Origin of the sequence: Candidatus Njordibacter sp. Uisw_056, assembly GCF_047730085.1 — a bacterium.
Taxonomy (GTDB): domain Bacteria; phylum Pseudomonadota; class Gammaproteobacteria; order Pseudomonadales; family Balneatricaceae; genus Njordibacter.
In genome coordinates this window covers 599127-620167 of sequence record NZ_CP159830.1, presented here as the reverse complement: position 1 = coordinate 620167, position 21041 = coordinate 599127, and the positions used below count along the sequence as shown (strand labels likewise).

The window sequence follows — 21041 nt, the reverse complement described above, 5'->3', positions numbered from 1 at the left end:
AGCTATTTGTCGATAAGTCACCGTTAAGCCATAAATTTTAACTATTTTAACGTGGCGTTGGTATTGTGCAAAGGCCTCTATTTGTTACACTTCATAATTATCGCATTATTAAAGACCCTTGACCTTGTCACCAAAATTATCGCTTCATACCGGCCTCAATAACCACTGGTTTCGCCTTCGTTATCTTAGTGTAGTCATTGCTTGCACCTTAATTTTGAGCTGCAGCACTGATGGAAAAAAAAGTGACCAACCCCAACCTGATCGTATTGAAAACCTAACCAGTACAAATTTATCTCACCTCTTAATCGGCGAATTTTCACTACAACGAGGTGACAACAAAGAAGCGACCCTGCGGCTTCTTGCCGCAGCCAAATCTACTCAAGATATCGGCACAGCAAAGCGCGCCACCTACTCAGCTCAATTTTCCCAAAGCCCAGAATTACTGGAAAAATCAAGCCTTCTTTGGAGCCAACTGGCCCCCGAAGACCCATTACCTTGGCAGTATATGGCTCAGGCAGCAAGCCTTACCCACCAATTTGATCAAGCGACATTCGCCTTAGAAGAAGAACTTAAGCGTGGCGGTGGTGCTGGCCTGCCTTATGTTGCCAGCTTAAGTGTTAATAAAGCGCCAGCTCTCCAAAAAAAGTTAAGAGGAACGTTTGAGTCATGGCTAGACACCTACCCAAACCAAAAACAACTGCTGTACGCCATCGCCTTGCTAGAGAGAAATGCCGGCCAGACCGATAAAGCCATTGTTTATATAACCAAAGCGCTGGCGCAGGATGCACACTTTCTACAAGCTCAAGTTGCGTATGGAGAACTATTACTCGCAAATCAACAAACTCAGGCTGCAGACACCTACTTGTCCCAATATACCCAACCATTGCAAGAGGCACCCCGGCACCTGGTCACCCTGCACGCTCAAGTGCTGACACTATTGGCGGAGTATGCGCTCGCATACGACTATTTTAATGAGCTAACTCGCCGCAATCCTGAAAACCTTCGCTACAGGTATTCTGCTGGCCTTTTAGCCTATGAGGATCATCAATATTCACAAGCATATAGACACCTAAAAAAGGTCGTCAAACTAAATCCAGACAGCCATAGTGCTTATTACTATATGGGCCTCAGCGCCTTGCATCAGGATTTACCAGAACAAGCATTAGGTTATTTACAGCAAGTTAGAAAAGGTGAAGACCGGTTAAACGCTTTCGCGTTACTGCTGGACCTAGAAAAACCTGATAAGGATCAAAGAAAGGCCTATTTTCATCAGTTGCGCCATCAAAATGAGGATTTAACCGCAGAGATTTTCTCCCTAGAGGTTCAATATTTACAAGACATCGGCGAAATTGAATATGCTATATCGTCATATCAGGAAGCTTTAATACAACACCCTAATAATATTCCCCTGCTCTACGGCTACGCCCTGTTAGCGCAATCCCTTCACCAATTTAATACCACCGAGGCAATGTTGCAGCGCATTATTGATATAGAACCCAATCACATTAATGCACTCAACGCCCTAGGCTATTCTTATGCCGAACAGGGCATAAATTTACAACGCGCTGAATTATTAATTCGCAAGGCCCTCGCATTAGACCCAGAAAATGCCGCCATTATTGATAGCCTTGGCTGGGTTAGCTACCGCTTAGGACACCTGCGGCAATCTCTAATCTTGCTAACCAAGGCCTATGATATAATGCCAGCAGCCGAAATAGCTGCACACCTAGGCGCAGTAAAATGGGCTCTTGGGGACACAGAAAGTGCTTTTGAAACATGGAATCTTGCCTTGAGCCTAGACCCAGATAACGCCCTTATTAAACAAGCAATCTTGGACGCACAAAATGAATTTCAAAGCGATTAGCCGTTTTAAAAATTTTACAAAATTTACTTTTTTAGGGTTTCTTTTATTGGCTATCTCCGCCTGCAGTAACGTACCAAAAAACAACATCTCACCTTTAGCATCGCATGCTTACGCACCTTTTTCATACAAAAAAGCAGAACTAGAAAAGCTTGTGCAATGGGATGTAGAAGGAAAAATGGCAGTATATACGGATGATAAAAACAACTCTGGGTTACTCACCTGGCGCCAAAGATCAGCCTATTTTAGCTTGCTAATTAATGGCCCTTTGGGGAGTGGCCAGTTACACATAGAAGGCGCTCCAGGCCTGGTCATTGCCACTAGCAGTAAAGGCCAAGTGGAGGCGGAATCAATTGAGGCTTTGTTTGAACAAGAATTTGGCTGGCAATTCCCAATGCAAGAGCTAAGGTACTGGGTCAGGGGCATCCCACAACCTAATACCCTAGCAAAAATAACGTATAACTTAGAAGGTGAGGCAGCCACGATTGAACAGGCTGGCTGGTTGGTGACATATCATTCTTATAATAAGGTAACTGGCTTACCTATGCCTAAAAAAATTGAGCTCAAACGTGCTGACATACGCTTAGTTTTAGTGCTCAAAAGCTGGTTTAATTTATTTCCATTTCCACAACTTAACCCCACATTTACACCCACTGTGAAGCCACAGTAAAGGCGCGAATTATGTTGACACTAGATGCTATTTCCGCGAAAATATGCGCCTGAATTTTATGGGATATCGCCAAGCGGTAAGGCAACGGGTTTTGATCTCGTCATGCGCAGGTTCGAATCCTGCTATCCCAGCCACATTCTCTGGCACAAACATAGTTTTGTGCCTTACTATAACTGCAAAAGCATAGGTGTCCCAAGGTGTCAAAACTTAAAGTTTTTTCCGGTAGTGCTCATCCCGCGTTAGCTCAGATGGTTGGAGATCGCTTAGGAGTGCCCCTAGGCAAGGCTAAAGTGTCTACCTTTAGCGATGGGGAATGTGCAATTGAACTGCTGGAAGACGTGCGCGGTAAGGATGTATTTATCATCCAACCCACTTGCGCACCCACCAACACCAATTTAATGGAACTTATCTTGATGGCCGACGCTATGCGTCGAGCCTCTGCCGCACGTGTAACTGCTGTAGTGCCTTACTTTGGCTATGCCCGCCAAGATCGCCGCCCTCGCTCTGCACGCGTACCCATAAGCGCCCGGGTTGTGGCTAATATGATGGCTCGCTCTGGCATTGACCGTGTGCTAACCGTAGATTTGCACGCTGAACAGATTCAGGGCTTTTTTGATATCCCAGTTGACAACGTATTTGGTTCTCCAGTCTTGTTAGATGAAATAACAAACCAGGATTATGATAACCCACTGGTTGTTTCACCCGATGTGGGTGGTGTAGTCCGGGCCCGCGCATTAGCCAAGCAGTTAAATACAGATTTAGCAATTATAGACAAGCGTCGCGAAAAGGCTAACGAATCGCAAATAATGCATATTATCGGTGATGTTACAGACCGCACCTGTATCTTGGTTGATGACATGTGCGACACAGCAGGCACCTTATGCAAAGCAGCAGACGCCCTCAAGGCCAACGGCGCCAAACGTGTTGTAGCCTATGCTACCCACCCAGTGCTATCTGGCCCTGCAGTAGAAAATATTACTAATTCATCGCTGGACGAGCTGGTAGTGACTGACACTATTCCGTTATCTGCAGCCAGTAAAGCATGCAAAAGCATTCGCCAACTAACGATGGCCGATTTACTGGCCGAGTCTGTGCGCCGTGTGTGTAACGAAGAATCCATTAGCGCGATGTTTCGCACCTAAACTTAGGTAGAAAACTGCGCTAGTATTATCGGCCTTTAATTAGGCCATTTTAACCGTCCTACCGTGCACCGGTCGCAAGTGCCTAGGACAATAAATAAGGAAAGACAAATGTCTATCTCTCTAAATGCTGAAGCCCGTGATGACTTGGGGAAAGGTGCGAGCCGCCGCCTACGTCGTCTATCTGGTGGTACACCTGCTATCGTTTTCGGTGGTGCAAAAAACAAGAAGCCTCAATCTATCACTTTGGTTCACAAAGACCTTTGGAAAGCTTCTGAAGTAGAAGGCTTTTATAGCTCTGTAATTACCCTAAACATTGGCGGCAAAGAAGAGCCCGTCATTGTTAAAGACATTCAGCGCCACCCAGCCAAACAAGAAATCCAGCACGTTGACTTCTTGCGCGTTACCAAGTCAAACCTAATTCACATCTTAGTTCCTTTGAAGTTTGTAAATGAAGCAACTGCCCCATCGATTAAGATCCAAGGCGGCACAGTGTCTCATGCTAAGAGTGAAGTTGAGATCACATGTTTGGCCGCTAACTTGCCAGAATGCTTAACTGTAGACATGCAAGATGTGCCTATTGGTGGCATTGTTCATCTTTCAGACATTGAACTGCCAAAGGGCGTTACTATTCACGCTCTTCGCCTAGGAGATGACCATAACCAAGCCATTGCTACCATTACTGGCACCAAAGGCAGTTAAAACTAGCACAGCTTAATTGTTGATGTCATAAACGCCTTTGTTATTCACTTAACAAAGGCGTTTTTATTTGGAGCTCCGCAGCCATGTCCGATTCTATACCCACTATACCCATCAAACTTATTGTTGGTCTAGGCAACCCTGGCGCCAAATATGATCAAACCAGACACAATGCAGGCCAAGACTGGCTTGTGCAATTGGCTAAGGAAGAAGGCATTAACCTAGCGATGGAAAAGCGGTTTTTTGGTGATTATGGTCAAGGTTTTATAGCTGGGCACAAAGTACACTTGCTTATCCCTAATACTTTTATGAATTTAAGTGGCCAAGCTGTGCAGGCCTTATGTAACTTCTATAAAATTGACACAGAAAACATTCTTGTAGCCCATGACGAACTAGACCTGCCTCCAGGCACAGCACGCCTGAAACAAGGTGGTGGCCATGGTGGCCACAATGGCTTAAGAGACATTATTAGCAAACGTAGTGGTGACAAGAACTTTCATCGTTTACGCTTAGGAATAGGTCACCCTGGCAATGCCAAATTAGTGACTAATTACGTTTTAAAAAAAGCGCCTCTTGAAGAGCGCATTAGCACCCAGCACTCAATGGACAAGGCTAAAAAAGCTATGCCTGAGGCGATATCTGGGCAATGGCAAAAAGCCATGAACGACCTGCATACGAACTAAAAAAGCGGTCTAATTAAAATTACTAGAGGTATCCCATGGGATTCAATTGCGGCATTGTAGGCCTACCTAACGTTGGTAAATCAACTCTTTTTAACGCCCTTACCAAAGCAGGTATTGGCGCTGAAAATTTTCCATTTTGCACTATTGAGCCTAACGCTGGTGTTGTAGCAATGCCAGACCCACGTTTAGACGCCTTAGCAGCCATCGTTACACCAGAACGCATACTACCTACCACCATGGAGTTTGTTGACATAGCCGGGTTGGTAGAAGGCGCCTCTAAAGGTGAAGGCTTAGGCAACAAGTTTTTAGCTAATATCCGTGAAACAGATGCCATTGCGCATGTTGTTCGGTGCTTTGACGACGATAACGTGATTCACGTTTCTAACCGAATTGACCCGATTGATGACATTGGCATTATTAATATGGAATTAGCCTTAGCCGATTTAGATTCTGTAGAAAAGCAAAAAGCCCGTGTACACCGTGTTGCCCGCACGGGTGACAAAGAAGCACAAGCCACAATGGCATTTTTAGAAAAACTAGCCGGCCCTCTAAGTGAAGGTATCGCTGTGCGAACCCTAGATTTAAATGACGATGAGCTAGCCATGGTTAAGAGCTTTCACCTACTCACCAGCAAACCCACCATGTACATTGCTAACGTGGCTGACGATGGTTTTGAAGATAATCCTCATTTAGACGCAGTGAATGCATTTGCTGCTGTCGAAGGCTCTAAAGTAGTGGCTATTTGTAACCAAATTGAAGCAGAAATTAGCGAACTAGATGATGAAGACAAACGTGAATTTTTGTCTGATATTGGCATGACCGAGCCTGGTTTGGATCGTGTAATTCGAGCAGGCTATGAACTACTCAGCTTACAAACTTACTTTACTGCAGGTGTTAAAGAAGTTCGCGCATGGACTGTAAAACAAAATGCCACAGCGCCTCAAGCCGCTGGCGTAATCCATACAGACTTTGAAAAAGGTTTTATTCGTGCTGAAGTTGTTGGTTATGATGACTTTATTGCTGGTAACGGCGAGCAAGGCGCCAAAGAAGCTGGCAAATGGCGCTTAGAAGGCAAAGAATACCGGGTAAAAGACGGTGATGTGGTTCACTTCCGATTTAATGTGTAAAACCTTTGTTTGTGGGTGTTGACAGCACCCCCAAAACAAGGAATAATTCGCGTCCTCAAGTACAGCCACTGTGCTTGAAAATGATCAAAATGGCTATGTAGCTCAGCTGGTTAGAGCACATCACTCATAATGATGGGGTCACTAGTTCGAATCTAGTCATAGCCACCATTTTGATCAGTCCTTCGGACATTTCTGGGATATCGCCAAGCGGTAAGGCAACGGGTTTTGATCTCGTCATGCGCAGGTTCGAATCCTGCTATCCCAGCCATTCGTCCTTTTTACCCGTCACTGAATCATCTCTAAACAAACAAAAAATAGTTAGTTTGTTGATACTTTTCACTCGCTTTATCACTCTGTTTTTTTTCGATTGCGATGAGGCCCAAATATGCCTAAAGTAACACGTTAATAAATTAAAGCCTAAGCGGCACTGAGCACACCTCTCATTGAGTGCCCTGAGCCCCTGCGCAGCACACTTAGGCATGCACGCGACCTCGTACAGAAGCGTAGCTGCAAAAACCTAATGCAAGGCTCTTGGGAGCCTGTGGCCACCGCAAGCTAACACCAACGCCCATAGCCCCGCTTTAATGGTGTTATAAAAAAGGAGATTACCATGCCAATTCATATTAACAGTCAATTTGACAGTGGCAACATTGAGGTCATCAATGTGCACAGCAACCCTATTGAGTTAGCTATACGTCATGATAACCAATCTGACTTCTATCAATGGTTTCACTTTAGTGTTGCCGGGGCTAAGGATCACCATGGGCTAAAACTAAACATTACTAATGCTGGAGCAGCAGCTTTTCCGGATGGCTGGCAGCATTTTCAAGTAGTCGCCTCCTATGACAGAGAAGAGTGGTTTAGAGTGCCTACTAAATACGAAGACGGTGGCCTAATTTTTAGCCACGCGCCAGAGCATGACTTAGTTTGGTATAGCTACTTTACGCCTTACTCATGGGAACGGCATCAGGACCTTATAGGTTGGGCGCAGACGAGTGATGTGTGTACCCTTACAACCCTAGGCAACACTCTAGATGGCAGGCCTTTAAGCCTACTCACTATTGGTGATGATTCACCAACAAAACGTAAAATTTGGCTCACTGCTCGCCAGCATCCAGGTGAAACTATGGCCGAATTTGCCATAGAAGGTTTATTACAAAAGTTACTTGACCCAAGTAATGCATGCGGCCGAAGTCTGCTAAAAGATGCAGTGTTTTATATTATTCCAAACATGAATCCAGATGGCAGTGTGCGCGGCCACCTAAGAACCAATGCAGCCGGCGTTAACCTTAACCGTGAGTGGCTAAATGCCACCATGGAGCGCAGCCCAGAAGTGTTTTTAACACAACAAAAAATGCGTGAAACAGGTGTAGACCTTTATATTGATTGTCACGGCGATGAGGAAATACCCTATGTGTTCTTAGTGGACAACCAAGGTATTCCAGCATATAGCCCGAGGCTGGCTAAGTTAGAAGCCAATTTTAAACACCAGTTACTTATTAGCAACCCAGATTACCAAACAGAGTACGGCTATGACACCGACCTTCCAGGCCAAGCAAACCTAACTTTAGCAAGCGCATCCGTTGGCGAAACCTATGGCTGCCTATCACTCACATTAGAGATGCCTTTTATCGACAACTTCAATCTACCAGACGCTAGCTATGGCTGGTCTGCACAGCGCAGCAGTGACATGGGTGCAGCTTTATTACCGGCTATGCTAGCGGTAATAGACCAACTCAGATAACGTTATAAAGCGCTAAAACTGAGAATTAAGTTTTAGCAGGCAATGCATAAGTACCCATCACTTGGGCTACCGGCCTATCATCGCCCCGAGAGTATAACATCACCTCTCCCATCACTAGAGTGCGGCCTACTTTAACCAACTTACAGTGGCCTACAATGTCTTTAGTTGCAGCAGGTTTTCTTAAAAAGTTAATCGACAAGTTGGACGTCACTGCTAAAGCAACCAAACCTAGTTCCCCCAGCACGGCAGCGTATAACGCCACGTCTGCAACAGTCATTAGTACCGGCCCTGAAACTGTGCCACCAGGGCGCAGCTCATCAAAGCCTATGGGGTGACTTATAATAGAACTGCATTCTCCAATGCTCTCTACCACACACTTAGACTGAGGGAATTCCTTCACTAAAAACTCTGCAATGATCTGTTTGGTTGCCACAGTAATCCCTTTAAGTTTGCACAATTATTCTTCAGGCGCTAGAGTTGCGTTATCAAACGCCAGCGCTACTGAGAGCGCGCGGTCTGCTTTGCTAATGTATTTAGGCTTGCTTTGAGTACTCAATTTTGCGTTAGATTTTTTGGCACGAGCCTTTAAAATCTGAATACCTTTTTTACGACGGTTCATGGGGTCTACTCATTTGTTAACGCGAACATGATATCAGCTTCGAACATGCAACCAAACGGTATAAAACACTATTTACTATGTAAATGTATACAAGGTATTGACTGGCTATTCGAGTAGATCAGCTTATAACGCGATGTTAACAGTTAATTAGTCTCATTTTTACACGCTAGAGCGATAAAATTAGCCATTTCATCCAGAGCACCAAAGTGAGGCAGTACTTTAATATTTTTGTCTGGCCATTGATCCACAGCCTTGTTAATTTCTCGTGGAATATCTACCACAACATGGTTGCCCGCTGATAAAAAATAGGGCAGCACCACTACTTCTGTCGCACCACTGTTAAAAAAATCAACCAGTGCAGTCTCTACAGAGGGGGAGGCAAACTCCAAAAAAGCCACTTTCACACCATCAAAAGCCACACCTACCCTGGCGGACACCTTGTCTCCTAATAACCTTAATTCATCATTTGATGATTCTCTTCGACTGCCATGCACGGCAATTAACAATTGTTTCATGTGTCTTTTCCAGGGGTTAACTATTATATTGTCTATTTACTCAGCAGGACGCTTCAGCAAATCATCCAAGGCAGACTTTAAACTGTAAAATTTAAAGGCAAACCCACTTTCTAAAAGTTTTTGTGGCATTACTCTTTGGCTATCCAGCAGCAAAGAAGAGGACTCTCCGAGCAAAAGCTGCAGTACTTTTTTGGGTATGGGGAGAATAGCGAACCGACTGAGTGACTTAGCCAAGGTTTGGGTAAAGGTGCTATTTTTTTGCGCTTCTGGCGCAACTAAGTTAATTGCTCCCGACATACTTTCCTCAAGCAACAGGTACTGCATTGCATTAATGTGGTCTTGGTAATGAATCCAAGACATGTACTGCTCACCATTGCCAATACGTCCACCTAAGAAGCACTTAAAGGGCAATAACATCTTGGCCAGAGCACCACCATGGGCTGCTAAAACAATACCTGTCCTTAGTAAAACAACACGAGTAAAAGCCTTCGCCTCCATAGCAATATCTTCCCAACCCAAACATAATTGGCTGGAGAAATCACTCACTTCAACACAGGACTCTTCGGTAAGTGTTTGATCTGGCCGATTACCATATGCACCAATAGCTGATCCATTTAAAAACACCAAAGGTGGGTTTAAACTATGCGTAAATAAGGCCACTAGTTGTTGAGTAATGCCCCACCGGCTTTGGCAGATAATGTGTTTTTGCTTTACGCTCCATCGTTTGTCAATAATGGGCTCTCCAGCAAGGTTGATCACTGCATCAAACTCATCTAGATTGTGGAAATGGTCTAGCGAATCTATAAAATTTAATGCCTTAGGCCATGCAGCTTTGTTACTCATTACTGCAGGTATGGATCGAGTGAGCACTGTAAATTGGTGATCGCCAAACTGTTGTATAAAGGCCTGACCAATTAGACCAGTACCGCCTGTCATCAATATTTTCATAGACTACCTAAGGGCCTTATAAGGCATTGTTTGACGCTTAATTAACCCATCAATACAGCTATTTGAATTTTTAAACACTCGGTCTTCTGCATATAAATTAGCCAACACTGGTGCCGTACCACAGAGAAAGAGCCGATCGTTTTTAAGCAACACGTTGGCCATCAGGTCTTTTTCTAGATCTTTCCAAATGCCATCTTGATAAAATACTGTGTAGGCGGATTCAAATTTTCCAGCTAGTTCAATTGCAGCTGCAACAGTAAAAGAGTGGGTTAACAAATGCACCGAAAACTTAGCATCAGTTAATTCTAACGCCATTAGCGCCAAGCGCCAAATTGGCGTTTGGTGACCTGCAATCAGAACTACTGTAGCGGCAGAATTTTTCTTGGAAACTTTAGCACTTGAACGCAGTGATGCGTAACGTACCAGTTCACTGTCGGCAAACCCTAGGGCCGCGCCATGATCATCAATTAAGATTAATTCGGAAAATAATGGCTTCAGCAAACGCTCACTACAAATAGGAGCAGGATAGTTAGCAAATGACTTGTGTATTAGATGTTCAACTTTACTCACTGAAAAGGTCTCAACGGCTAACAACAGTTCAGCAACCGCATGTTGCCAATCTCCAGTTTGGCTAACCTGTGTATCCTCGACAATATTTTGTTCTAGCAATACCTTCACTTTACCAATGGGCACACCCCTTGCAACTAAGGTGAGAATTCGCTCAATGGTATCCACATCTTTTTCAGAGTAGAGCCGGTGGCCTTTAGGGGTTCTTTGAGGCTTGAGTAGGCCATAGCGCCGCTCCCAAGCTCGCAAAGTGACCGTATTGATTTTTGTACGAGCACTTAACTCCCGTATAGGAAATTGGCTTTGCGGACGTACGTTTTTTTCAGCAGCAATGGTCATCTGAAGCTATTTACCTAACTCTATTTTTATTCTTAATAACTATACAAAAAATAATACTGTACAAGTATTTAAGTGTACAGTATTATTTTCTCATTGTTCTTTTTAATCATAATTCATATGCCTCCAATCACCGCTGAAGTTGCCATAATAGGTGCTGGAACAGCTGGTTGCTTTATAGCTAGCTTGCTGGATAATGCCGGCATTGGCTGCGTTGTTATAGAAAAAAGCAGAGGCTTAGGTGGAAGGTGTAGTCGCAGGCGTATTAATAACGAAAATAACACTAACTATGGCATAGACTTGGGCGCCCCTGAATTCTCTTCAGGCAAAGTCACCCATCCTCAGCTTAATGACATGATCGATGCTTGGGAGACTGCAGGCCATGTATCAAAGTGGGCCAAGACTGTTGGCCGTTTTGATAATGTCCCCAGTGCCACAGAAACAGTCACAACGCTATGTGGTGTGCCCTCGATGAATGCGTGGCATAGCAACATTGCCGGCCACTTAAACATACTGACCCAAAACAGAGTCTGCAGTTTGGCGAGAGCTGACCATCGCTGGCATCTTTTTGATGAACACAATAAACCAATTGCTGTAACCAACAAACTAGTGATCACAGCGCCCCCAGAGCAAACCCGTGATTTATTAAATACAGCTGAAGGTGTGGCCAACTTTAGTTTGCCTGACACCTTGCCACAAGAAAGCCTGCCGCAGTATGTCTGTGCAATTGGTTTTCCCTCTTCACTGGGTTTGGCTGCTGATGTTTACGAAAATGGCCATCTATCGTTACACAGAGCTATTCGAGAAAACAGCAAGCCTGGGCGAATATGCCCAGCACCACATGAAGAAGTATGGGTTCTGCACAGCAGCTTTGAATGGGCACAAGCGCAAAACCATGCCCCAAGTGACAAAGTGGCCCTTGCGCTAGCAAATACCTTTTGTCACCACTTTGGCATTAAAGCCCAACCAAAGGTTTTAACATCGCATTACTGGCGCATGGCTAAATATAAATCAACGTCGCATAAAAATACCGCTTTTATTTGGCACAGCGATTTTAATGTGGGCTGCTGTGGTGACTGGTTAGGCCGTGGAGGAACAATTGGCGCACTTAATAGCGCTTTTGCATTACATGAGGCAATACTCAGATGATTTTGGTCCATCAAGGCGTTGCTAATGAATAATCTAAGCATTATTGGCTCAGATAAAGCGGCAATTGGGCTGAACAGGCAGCCAATAACTGTTGGCATAAGCGCCTGTTTAATAGGCAATAAAGTACGCTACAATGCAGGTCACACGCAGTCACGGCTGTGCCTTGATCTGCTAAGCAAATGTTTCACATTTACTAGCTTTTGCCCAGAAGTGGCTGCAGACTTGGGCATTTTGCGGCCAACAATGAGGCTTACTGTTGACTCAACCTCACCAAGACTAGTGTTTAGCAGTGACGAGTCCTTTGACTTAACCTCTGAGCTGGTTAACGGCTTGCAAAAAAACTCAGAGATAGGCCACCTTGATGGTTATATACTGATGAAAACCTCGCCCAGTTATGGGCTTGATAGAATGAAAGTATACCAAACTAACGGTCATCCGCACCCACTACGCACAGCTGGAGTATTTGCTAGAGCGTTAAAGAAACACTACCCACTGATGCCAATCGAAGAGGAAGGTCGCCTGCAAGATGACACGTTATTTGATAATTTTTTGCTTCGTGTTTATGCGTATAGCAATTTTAAAAAGGAAGTTCTAGAGCGCCCAAGCTTGCACCATCTCATGGTATTTCACAGTAGCTATAAATACCTATTAATGGCACACAACCAAGATAAGGCTCGCGCACTGGGGCGTCTTTTAGGAACCTATGATGGGGGTTCATTGGAAACGCTTATAGATGATTACTTTAGGGCCTTTATCGAAGCAATTTCTAAACCTGCAAGCAGAAAAAACCATACTAACGCTCTGTTTCATATTTTGGGCTATTTAAAGCACAATCTGTCACCCATCGCGCGGGAACACATCGTTACTAAAATTCACAACTATAATAAAGGCCTAACACCACTGACTACGCCCTTAACCTTGCTAAAACACTATTTAATGCAGCACGGCACTAATTATATTAAAGAACAGCGCTACTTGGAGCCCTACCCTGAAAAAATTAACCCTATGGCGCAATACCTTTAAATAGGCTACCCATTACAGAAGAGATACTATGAATACACTTGTTGAAAAATTTTGCAATTACTACAAAGAGTTCAGCCAAGAAAGCATCCCTGGACTTGATGAAATTTACCACCAGAGTGTTATTTTACAAGATCCCTTTAGCCAAATTGAAGGGCTTTATAATGTGAAGGCTCACTTTAGCAACATGATGGAAAATGTTAGTTATTGCAGCTTCGACATTATTGATATAGTTAGTAACGATGGCCAAGCATTAATTACTTGGACAATGAGGTTTGCTCACCCCAAGTTAAATAATCATAAAGAAATTGTAGTGGATGGCGTAAGTGACATTAAATTTAATGAGCGCATCACTCACCACAGAGATTACTTTGACGTGGGAAGTATGTTTTACGAACATGTACCTGTGCTTAAAAGCGTCATCAAAATGCTTAAAAAAAGGCTTTCTGTATGAAACGGATCTTAATTACCGGGGCAAGTTCGGGTATTGGTATGTACCTTGCCAATGGTTACTTAGCTGCGGGGTGGCATGTGATTGCTTGTGGTAGATCCTTGAGTAAATTGGAAGGAGCCATTTCATCTGCGCATCCTGAACTAACGCTATGCACGTTTGATATCAATAGCCAAAGCGACGTACTGGAGGCCCTTAAACCATTTACATCACTTGATAGTGTCATTTTAAATGCAGGAACATGCGAATATATGGATGACCCCCTGTTATTTGATAGTTCACTATTTAAGCGAGTTATCGAAACTAACGTGATAGGCACTGGGTATTGCCTAGAAGGTTTAATAGGCAATATAAACCAAGGGGGACAGTTAGCTATCGTTAGCTCTTCTGTTACGCTGCTGCCACTTACTCGCTCAGAGGCCTACGGTGCTTCAAAAGCTGCCCTAGATTATTTAACCCGCACACTAGCCATAGACCTCAGCCCAAAGGGTATTGCTGTTTCACTTATTCGCCCAGGATTTGTTGATACTGCTTTAACCCAAAAGAACACATTCTCTATGCCTGGTATCATCACGGGTGAACAAGCCTGTAAATACATCATGCAAGGGCTTGAAAAACGTAAGTTAGAGATCAATTTCCCCAAAGTATTCTTTTTTATCATGAATCTATTATCGCTTTTACCCAATGCACTTTGGCGCAGACTCGCCATTAAAATGATCAGAGCACCAGAATGAATAGTTTAGACACCAAGCAAAAACGCATTGCCATTATTGGTAGTGGCATTTCCGGCCAAACCTGTGGCTACTTGCTGAGCAAGCAACACCATGTGACGTTATTTGAAGCAAACGCTCACTTAGGTGGGCACACAGCAACAATAGACCTTGATATAGACGATAAAACTTTGGCAGTGGATACGGGTTTTATCGTTTTTAACGATCGTACCTACCCTAACTTTATCAAGATGATGGATCAAATTGGCATTGCCAGCAAACCGACTGAAATGAGCTTTAGTGTGCAAAATAAAGCCACTGGGCTTGAGTACAACGGGCATAATTTAGATACCCTGTTTGCACAACGACGTAATTTATTAAGGCCTCGTTTTTATTACTTTATCATGGAGATTTTGCGCTTTAATCGCTTATCTAAAAAAGCCCATCAGTCAAGCCAAAGCAATGAGGGTAGCTTGGGAGACTTTCTTGATAAACATGGCTTTAGTGATTATTTTGCGACCCATTATGTACTTGCAATGACTGCGGCTATTTGGTCCTCGTCGATCAGCAGCTGTAGGGAATTTCCATTGCAGTTTTTTCTCAACTTTTTGAGCAATCACGGCCTACTAGATATTGCTAACCGGCCTCAGTGGTATGTTATTGAAGGGGGTTCTCGTAGCTATATAGAGGGGCTGACAAAATCGATTCAAAGCGTTCGCCTCAACTGCCCAGTGCAGTGGGTAAGCCGCCATCATGATCATGTTGAAATTACGAGCAATGACAGCACTGAAGTATTTGATGAAGTTATTTTTGCTTGCCACTCAGACCAAGCATTAGCACTGTTAAACGACCCAAGCCTAGAGGAGTCTCAAGTGCTTGGTGCTATGAAGTATCGGTCTAACGATGTGGTTCTGCATACGGATAGTACTTTGCTGCCTAAACGAAAAAAAGCCTACGCGAGTTGGAACTACTGCATAGACCCCCTAGTTGATGAGTTACCCACACTTACTTACAATATGAATATTTTACAGGGTTTAGAAACTAAGCAAGACCTTTGCGTCACACTAAACCAAACAAAGCGTATTGACCCTAAGCATATTTTGCGCCAATTCACCTACTCACACCCTGTTTTCTCACTAGAGTCGATTGCTGCACAAAACCAACGTGACACAATTTGTGGTAGCCGCCTAACTCATTTTTGCGGTGCCTATTGGTATAACGGTTTTCATGAAGATGGGGTAAAGAGTGCATTAGATGTATGCCTGCGTTTTGGCCTTACCTTAGACAATTTAGACGCAGCGGCCCTGCCTGGCAGTTCTGATGCTTAGTCCTCATTCAACTGGCCCGTCAGCCAGTAATGAAGCCATTAAAAACACATTTAAGAGTGCGTTTTATATTGGGCATGTATTTCATAAGCGCTTTGTCCCTAAAGTACATGAATTTACCTATCCGCTATATATGAACTTTATCGACCTTGATGAAGTTGAGTTGCTTAATAAAAAATTCTGGTGGTTTTCATCTTTACGATGGGCGCCTTTGCAGCTTAAGGCGACAGATTACCTAAAGAACATGGCCTCACCTCAGAGTGACCATCACAGCGATACAGGCACGCGCTTAAAGGCAGTGACCCTTGCTACCGCACAAGCACTAGGCGCAGATGTGAGTCGTGTAGACCGTGTGTGTGTGTTGGCACAACTGCGCTGTTTTGGTATTTATTTTAGCCCAGTAAATTTTTTCTTTTTATATGAAAATAACACTGCAAAATACCTTATTGCAGAGGTTAGTAACACGCCATGGAATAATACCCACAGCTACCTAATTGATTTACTAGACCCTGTGGCAACTGAAAAAGTTTTTCATGTCTCTCCATTTATGGATTTTGACATGGCGTATAAGTGGCAGGTAAAAGCACCCACATCGAACACCAAAATAACCATTGAAAACTGGCGTGAGCAGAGATTATTTATGGCTGTTTTTGAGGCTCAACGCTATGATATTAATACTAAGAAACTAACCGCTATATTTTTGCGCTGGCCCATCGTGACCCTAGGTATAGTTAGAGCCATTTATTGGCAAGCACTAAAACTGTACATTAAAGGCATTCGTTACGTTCCTTACCAAACAAAAAAAACCGAATTACCCAAAGCAGCTCCTGGGGAATCCAATTCAAAGAGTAAACCATGACCAACACTAAAAGCACTGAGACAATGAAGAAACCCTCATTAAGTAAACGGATTGTATTTTCATTACTCAACAAGCTAAAAGACGGACATATTTGTTTGATTGAAAATGGTAACGAAGTGATGTTTGGCAATAAAGATGCCACCATTGCGGCAACGATTACTATTCATGATTCGAAAGCCTACTCCCGTATTTTATGGGGCGGCAGCATAGGTGCCGGTGAAGCTTATATTGAGGGTTTATGGAGTGCCGATGACCTAGTGGCGGTAATCCAACTTTTCTCCCGAAATTTAGCCACCTTAGAGCAGTATGAACAACGTTTTGGCTTCTTATTAAACATCATCAACGGATTTAAGCATCGTCTTAATCGCAATAGTAAAAAGGGTAGCCGCACTAATATTGCAGCCCATTACGACCTAAGCAATGACATGTATCGAGTCTTTTTAGACGATGCTATGCAGTACTCATCGGCTATATTCCCCCATGAGAAGGCAACTTTAGAAGAGGCCCAACAGCACAAACTTAAAACCATTTGTGAAGCGCTCAACTTAACTGAAGATGATCAACTACTAGAAATAGGCACCGGCTGGGGTGGGTTAGCCTGCTACGCTGCCAAAAACTATGGTTGTCATGTCACCACAACCACCATCTCTGATGCACAGTTTGAACTGGCCAAACAGCGTGTGGAAGATGAGAACCTTAGCCACAAAATAACGTTACTCAAAAAAGATTACCGCGACTTAACAGGGCAATATTCCAAAATTGTCTCTATAGAAATGATTGAAGCGGTAGGCCATAAATTTATGCCTACTTATTTTTCTATGATAGACAAGCTATTAAAGCCCGGTGGTAAGACTCTGATTCAAGCGATCACCATGAATGATCAACGCTACGATAGCTACGTTAAGAATGTAGACTTTATTCAGCGCCATATATTTCCAGGGGGGCACTTACCTTCTGTTAGCGTAATTTGTGACTTGCTTAAAAACAACACCAACATGTACATGAAACAATTATCAGACTATCGCATTGATTATGCGCAAACGTTAAGTGCTTGGCGGGACAGTTTTTTAGAAAACCGTGAGGCCATCCAACAGTTAGGTTTTAATGACGATTTCATTCGCCTGTGGGAGTATTACTTTTGTTACTGCGAAGGCGGATTCCGTGAGTCTGCCATTGGTTTAGCCCATATTGAGCTGATTAAGAACAAGTATTAAGGTAACAACGATGAAAATGTGGACATGGTTTCAACCTGTTAGCTTTCAATTGATGTGGCTAAGCCTTATCTGGGGTGGCAACGCCTGGCTGGCTATAAGTATGGCTATTTTAGCCTTACACTTTGCCTTAACTCCCAGCCGCTTAGATGACTTTAAGGTGCTACCGCTTGCCTTGGTTGGCTTTGCTATAGATTTATTAATCACACAGTTCGGATTTTTTAGTTTTACTGGATGGCCTTTGTGGCTGTTAGTTTTATGGATGGCATTTATCCTTAACCTGGGTCACAGCATGCGCTTTTTGCGTAAGTTTAAGCTCGTCTTCCTTGTTTGCTTCAGTGCTGTAGGAGGCACCTATGCCTATTGGGTTAGTTGGAAACTGGGTGCTGTTGAGTTGCCTTATGGAGCACTGGCAAGTTTAGCTATTGTGGCCCTTAACTGGGCTATATTTCTGCCAATATGTGTCAAGTTAGATCGTTTAATACGGCAACCTGCCCATGGGTAAGTTAAACAAACAGGCCATTATACTGGCGTTGATATGCTTGCTAGGGGTGCCTAATAGCTATGCTATTAGTGTTCAGCCCTTATTTAACTCAGCTACCACAGTTGAAATGACTGATATACCTAGGTTTAAGGTTGTTGGTACAGCCAAAATGAAGTGGCTTTGGTTTGAAGTTTACGACGCGATTTTGCGCACTCCCACAGGTGCCTATCAGGTGGATCAATGGCCCCTATCACTGGATTTAACATATAAGCAAAACATAAGTGCTGAGCAGCTAATACAATCCACTATAGAAGATTGGCAACGTCAGAAAATTAGCTATAGTGCTGATTGGACAGCAAAACTAAAGTTAATTTGGCCAGATATTGCATCACAAGATCAACTTATACTATACGTAGACGAAGCACGTATTAGCCATTTTTTCTTTAATAAAAAATTTATTGGATCCATAAATGATCCTTTGTTTTCAACTGCGTTTACAGCGATTTGGCTATCCAAAAACACTATAAAACCAGCACAACGTAATCAATTAATAGGAATAAACCCATGACGAGTTATAACCCTTTCATACGCCTTTTTTCGCGTTTATCTGTGAGCATTTGTTTAGGCTTATTTTTAGTCGGATGCAGCGCCACCATTTCTGATTATAAATCTACCACCCCAGAATTTGACATGAAGACGTTTTTTGATGGAAAACTGGCTGCCTATGGAATGGTCCAAAACCGGAATGGCGAAGTAATCAGGCGCTTTCGCGCTGATTTAATCGGTTCATGGGAGGGTAATAAAGGCCTTCTTGAAGAAGACTTTTTTTATGACGATGGTGAAACCCAGCGCAGAGTGTGGAACCTTGTAAAGCACGGTAACAATCAATACAGCGGTGTGGCATCAGACTCGGTGGGAGAAGCTACAGGTGAAAGCCAAGGCTTTGCCTTTAATTGGCGCTATACGTTAGCGATAGAAGTAGATGGAACGACGTGGGACATTGACTTGAATGATTGGATTTATCAACTTGATGATTCACGTTTAATTAACCAAACTGAAATGACGAAATGGGGGTTCAATGTTGGTCAGATAACCCTAATCATAGAAAAAATTGAGTAGTTAGCTATGAATCAACCACTTTCAGTCGTCTGGTTTCGCCAAGATTTACGCACCCTCGATAATCCAGCGCTAACAGCGGCATGTAAAGCAGACAATGTGCTGCCTATTTACATACTAGACGATGCAAATGCAGGGCAGTATAAAATGGGAGGGGCTAGCCGATGGTGGCTGCATCATTCATTAAAGGCCTTAAATGCATCATTAAGCAACGCCCTCAATATATACCATGGCGATGCCGCCACAGTAATCGGTGACTTGTGCCAGCGTTTTGCTGTGGAAACAGTGTATTGGAACCGATGTTACGAGCCCTACCATATAACCCAAAGCCAAAACATTAAAGTACAATTATCATCCCAAGGCATTAAAGCCTGCAGCATCAATGGTTCTTTGCTAAACGAGCCCTGGGCAGTATTTAAGAAAGACGGCAGCCCGTACAAAGTATTCACTCCGTATCACCGTGAGGCGAGCAAAATAGACCGCTCTATCGATATATTGCCTGCACCTACACTCCCAAAAGGGTTAACCAGAGACCCTAAAGCCACTCCACTAGATACCCTAGCCTTATTACCTTTAACTCATTGGGATGCGAACTTTTATAAGCATTGGACACCCGGTGAAGCAGGCGCATCGTCGCTACTTAAGCGCTTTTTGTCTGACGGCATAAACGATTATAAAGATGGTAGAGATAGGCCTGCCTTAAAGGCAATTTCTAGGTTGTCTCCTCACCTTCATTTTGGAGATATATCACCACAGCAGATTATCAATGCATTGTTGACCATAGCTGATGATCAGAACAGTGAGCACTTTAAGAGAGAAATACGTTGGCGAGAATTTTCTTATTATTTGCTATTCCATTTTCCGGGCCTGCCTAACCAGAACTTAAAGACCAACTTTGACCATTTCCCATGGGAAAATAATCCAGCGTGGCTAAAGCGCTGGCAACAGGGTTTAACAGGTTACCCTTTGGTTGATGCAGGTATGCGAGAACTCCGGCAAACAGGGTATATGCACAACCGCGTGCGAATGGTTGTGGCATCATTTCTTATCAAAAACTTATTAGTTGATTGGCGCTTAGGGGCCAGTTGGTTTTGGGATTGCCTCGTGGATGCAGACTTAGCCAGCAACAGTGCAAGCTGGCAGTGGGTGGCAGGGTGTGGCACAGATGCATCGCCCTATTTCAGGGTATTCAACCCCATAATCCAAGGCGAAAAATTTGACCCCCAAGGGGAATACACCAAGCTATATTTGCCTGAGCTCAAAGAGCTACCAGATAAATATCTATACCGCCCCTGGGAAGCACCTACAGACGTGTTAAGCCAAGCCAATATCACCCTAGGTGAAACCTACCCTCACCCTATTGTTCAAATCAAGGAGTCTCGTGAAAGAGCCCTGGCGGCCTATGGCACTACTAAGAATCTTTAGCTGCCATAGCTTTTTTGCACCAGCCTGTTTACCCATTTTCCTTGGTGTTCTTCGTCACAGTTTTGTTCTGTGTCATAAAAAACATGGTCGGTAGCATTGTTTACTGCCAGGTTAATAGTGGATAGCTTCAACTGAATAAGACCATCAAGTTCAATTTTGGTTTTTTTTGACATGAAACAAGAAAGGTTTTCATTGGTGTCGAAAACACACACTACTTGCAGACTTTTGGGAAAGTTCGAATAATTAACCACGTGAGTTAACCATTGAAAACCATTAATATCTTTTAAAGCAACTGCACAGACCTCGGTCAATACATGCCTAAGTTGGTTATCCATTTTTTTATCAGTTTTACGCATACTTTAACTCTAACCTAACGCTAACCC

24 protein-coding genes and 3 tRNA genes are annotated in these 21041 nt (G+C 43.5%); 21 read left to right on the top strand and 6 right to left on the bottom strand.

Annotation, left to right across the window (positions count from 1 at the left end; genetic code table 11):
• The first annotated feature begins 124 nt into the window (after positions 1-124).
• From ABXT60_RS03080 to ABXT60_RS03035, 10 genes are all read left to right on the top strand, one after another.
• Positions 125-1864 carry a tetratricopeptide repeat protein gene (locus ABXT60_RS03080; RefSeq protein WP_443631307.1) on the top strand — a complete coding sequence of 580 codons (1740 nt, stop codon included), beginning with the start codon at positions 125-127 and terminating at the stop codon, positions 1862-1864.
• A complete protein-coding gene (gene lolB / locus ABXT60_RS03075) occupies positions 1845-2531 on the top strand; it encodes a lipoprotein insertase outer membrane protein LolB (protein WP_443631306.1) in 687 nt (228 codons plus the stop codon). Before ABXT60_RS03080 ends, lolB begins: the two co-directional genes overlap by 20 nt.
• Positions 2532-2590: 59 nt before the next feature.
• Positions 2591-2665, top strand: a tRNA-Gln gene (locus tag ABXT60_RS03070).
• 63 nt (positions 2666-2728) lie between these two features.
• Complete coding sequence (locus ABXT60_RS03065; protein ID WP_443631305.1) at positions 2729-3673, top strand: ribose-phosphate pyrophosphokinase; 945 nt, start codon at positions 2729-2731, stop codon at positions 3671-3673.
• A 108-nt stretch (positions 3674-3781) separates the two neighbouring features.
• Positions 3782-4372, top strand: a complete 591-nt coding sequence (locus tag ABXT60_RS03060; protein ID WP_443631304.1) for a 50S ribosomal protein L25/general stress protein Ctc — start codon at positions 3782-3784, stop codon at positions 4370-4372.
• An 83-nt stretch (positions 4373-4455) separates the two neighbouring features.
• A complete protein-coding gene (gene pth / locus ABXT60_RS03055) occupies positions 4456-5052 on the top strand; it encodes an aminoacyl-tRNA hydrolase (protein WP_443631303.1) in 597 nt (198 codons plus the stop codon).
• Positions 5053-5087: 35 nt separating this feature from the next.
• Entirely contained in the window at positions 5088-6179 is a 1092-nt protein-coding gene (gene ychF / locus ABXT60_RS03050; protein ID WP_046482599.1) for a redox-regulated ATPase YchF, read from the top strand.
• 91 nt (positions 6180-6270) lie between these two features.
• Positions 6271-6347, top strand: a tRNA-Met gene (locus ABXT60_RS03045).
• A gap of 25 nt (positions 6348-6372) precedes the next feature.
• A tRNA-Gln gene (locus ABXT60_RS03040) sits at positions 6373-6447 on the top strand.
• Positions 6448-6789: 342 nt separating this feature from the next.
• Complete coding sequence (locus ABXT60_RS03035) at positions 6790-7923, top strand: M14 family metallopeptidase (RefSeq protein WP_443631302.1); 1134 nt, start codon at positions 6790-6792, stop codon at positions 7921-7923.
• Between the two features lie 25 nt (positions 7924-7948).
• On the opposite strand, the gene ABXT60_RS03030 is transcribed toward ABXT60_RS03035, so the two are convergent.
• The 5 genes from ABXT60_RS03030 to ABXT60_RS03010 form a co-directional block, all read right to left on the bottom strand.
• Positions 7949-8356, bottom strand: a complete 408-nt coding sequence (locus tag ABXT60_RS03030; protein ID WP_443631301.1) for a PaaI family thioesterase — start codon at positions 8354-8356, stop codon at positions 7949-7951.
• Between the two features lie 24 nt (positions 8357-8380).
• Positions 8381-8542, bottom strand: coding sequence for a DUF2986 domain-containing protein (locus ABXT60_RS03025; RefSeq protein ID WP_443631300.1), 162 nt, complete (start codon positions 8540-8542; stop codon positions 8381-8383).
• Positions 8543-8685: 143 nt separating this feature from the next.
• A complete protein-coding gene (locus ABXT60_RS03020; protein ID WP_443631299.1) occupies positions 8686-9057 on the bottom strand; it encodes a sirohydrochlorin chelatase in 372 nt (123 codons plus the stop codon).
• Between the two features lie 36 nt (positions 9058-9093).
• Positions 9094-10005, bottom strand: a complete 912-nt coding sequence (locus tag ABXT60_RS03015) for a TIGR01777 family oxidoreductase (protein WP_443631298.1) — start codon at positions 10003-10005, stop codon at positions 9094-9096.
• Between the two features lie 3 nt (positions 10006-10008).
• On the bottom strand, positions 10009-10911 hold the full coding sequence (locus ABXT60_RS03010) for a MerR family transcriptional regulator (protein WP_443631297.1): 903 nt from the start codon (positions 10909-10911) through the stop codon (positions 10009-10011).
• A 117-nt stretch (positions 10912-11028) separates the two neighbouring features.
• On the opposite strand from ABXT60_RS03010, the gene ABXT60_RS03005 reads away from it, so the two are divergent.
• The 11 genes from ABXT60_RS03005 (at position 11029) to ABXT60_RS02955 (ending at position 20658) form a co-directional block, all read left to right on the top strand.
• Positions 11029-12057: an NAD(P)/FAD-dependent oxidoreductase gene (locus ABXT60_RS03005; RefSeq protein WP_443631296.1), complete on the top strand. Its 1029-nt coding sequence runs from the start codon at positions 11029-11031 to the stop codon at positions 12055-12057.
• Positions 12058-12081: 24 nt separating this feature from the next.
• The gene (locus ABXT60_RS03000) at positions 12082-13080 is read left to right on the top strand and encodes a YbgA family protein (protein ID WP_443631295.1); all 999 of its coding nucleotides are present in this window, start codon (positions 12082-12084) and stop codon (positions 13078-13080) included.
• A 28-nt stretch (positions 13081-13108) separates the two neighbouring features.
• Positions 13109-13531, top strand: a complete 423-nt coding sequence (locus ABXT60_RS02995) for a nuclear transport factor 2 family protein (protein ID WP_443631294.1) — start codon at positions 13109-13111, stop codon at positions 13529-13531.
• Positions 13528-14262 (top strand): SDR family NAD(P)-dependent oxidoreductase, encoded by a 735-nt coding sequence (locus tag ABXT60_RS02990; protein WP_443631293.1) that lies wholly within the window; start codon positions 13528-13530, stop codon positions 14260-14262. Before ABXT60_RS02995 ends, ABXT60_RS02990 begins: the two co-directional genes overlap by 4 nt.
• Positions 14259-15566: an NAD(P)/FAD-dependent oxidoreductase gene (locus tag ABXT60_RS02985; protein ID WP_443631292.1), complete on the top strand. Its 1308-nt coding sequence runs from the start codon at positions 14259-14261 to the stop codon at positions 15564-15566. The genes ABXT60_RS02990 and ABXT60_RS02985 overlap by 4 nt, the downstream gene beginning before the upstream one ends.
• Positions 15559-16422, top strand: coding sequence for a DUF1365 domain-containing protein (locus ABXT60_RS02980; RefSeq protein ID WP_443631291.1), 864 nt, complete (start codon positions 15559-15561; stop codon positions 16420-16422). The genes ABXT60_RS02985 and ABXT60_RS02980 overlap by 8 nt, the downstream gene beginning before the upstream one ends.
• The gene (locus ABXT60_RS02975) at positions 16419-17636 is read left to right on the top strand and encodes a class I SAM-dependent methyltransferase (RefSeq protein ID WP_443631290.1); all 1218 of its coding nucleotides are present in this window, start codon (positions 16419-16421) and stop codon (positions 17634-17636) included. Before ABXT60_RS02980 ends, ABXT60_RS02975 begins: the two co-directional genes overlap by 4 nt.
• A gap of 10 nt (positions 17637-17646) precedes the next feature.
• Positions 17647-18138: a DUF2878 domain-containing protein gene (locus tag ABXT60_RS02970; RefSeq protein WP_443631289.1), complete on the top strand. Its 492-nt coding sequence runs from the start codon at positions 17647-17649 to the stop codon at positions 18136-18138.
• Between the two features lie 106 nt (positions 18139-18244).
• Positions 18245-18685, top strand: coding sequence for a hypothetical protein (locus ABXT60_RS02965; protein ID WP_443631288.1), 441 nt, complete (start codon positions 18245-18247; stop codon positions 18683-18685).
• Entirely contained in the window at positions 18682-19236 is a 555-nt protein-coding gene (locus ABXT60_RS02960) for a DUF3833 domain-containing protein (RefSeq protein WP_443631287.1), read from the top strand. Before ABXT60_RS02965 ends, ABXT60_RS02960 begins: the two co-directional genes overlap by 4 nt.
• Positions 19237-19242: 6 nt before the next feature.
• A complete protein-coding gene (locus tag ABXT60_RS02955; protein WP_443631286.1) occupies positions 19243-20658 on the top strand; it encodes a cryptochrome/photolyase family protein in 1416 nt (471 codons plus the stop codon).
• Here the strand turns inward: ABXT60_RS02955 and ABXT60_RS02950 are convergent.
• On the bottom strand, positions 20655-21014 hold the full coding sequence (locus tag ABXT60_RS02950) for a Fis family transcriptional regulator (RefSeq protein ID WP_443631285.1): 360 nt from the start codon (positions 21012-21014) through the stop codon (positions 20655-20657). The two genes, ABXT60_RS02955 and ABXT60_RS02950, sit on opposite strands and share 4 nt — an antisense overlap.
• Positions 21015-21041 lie beyond the last annotated feature (27 nt).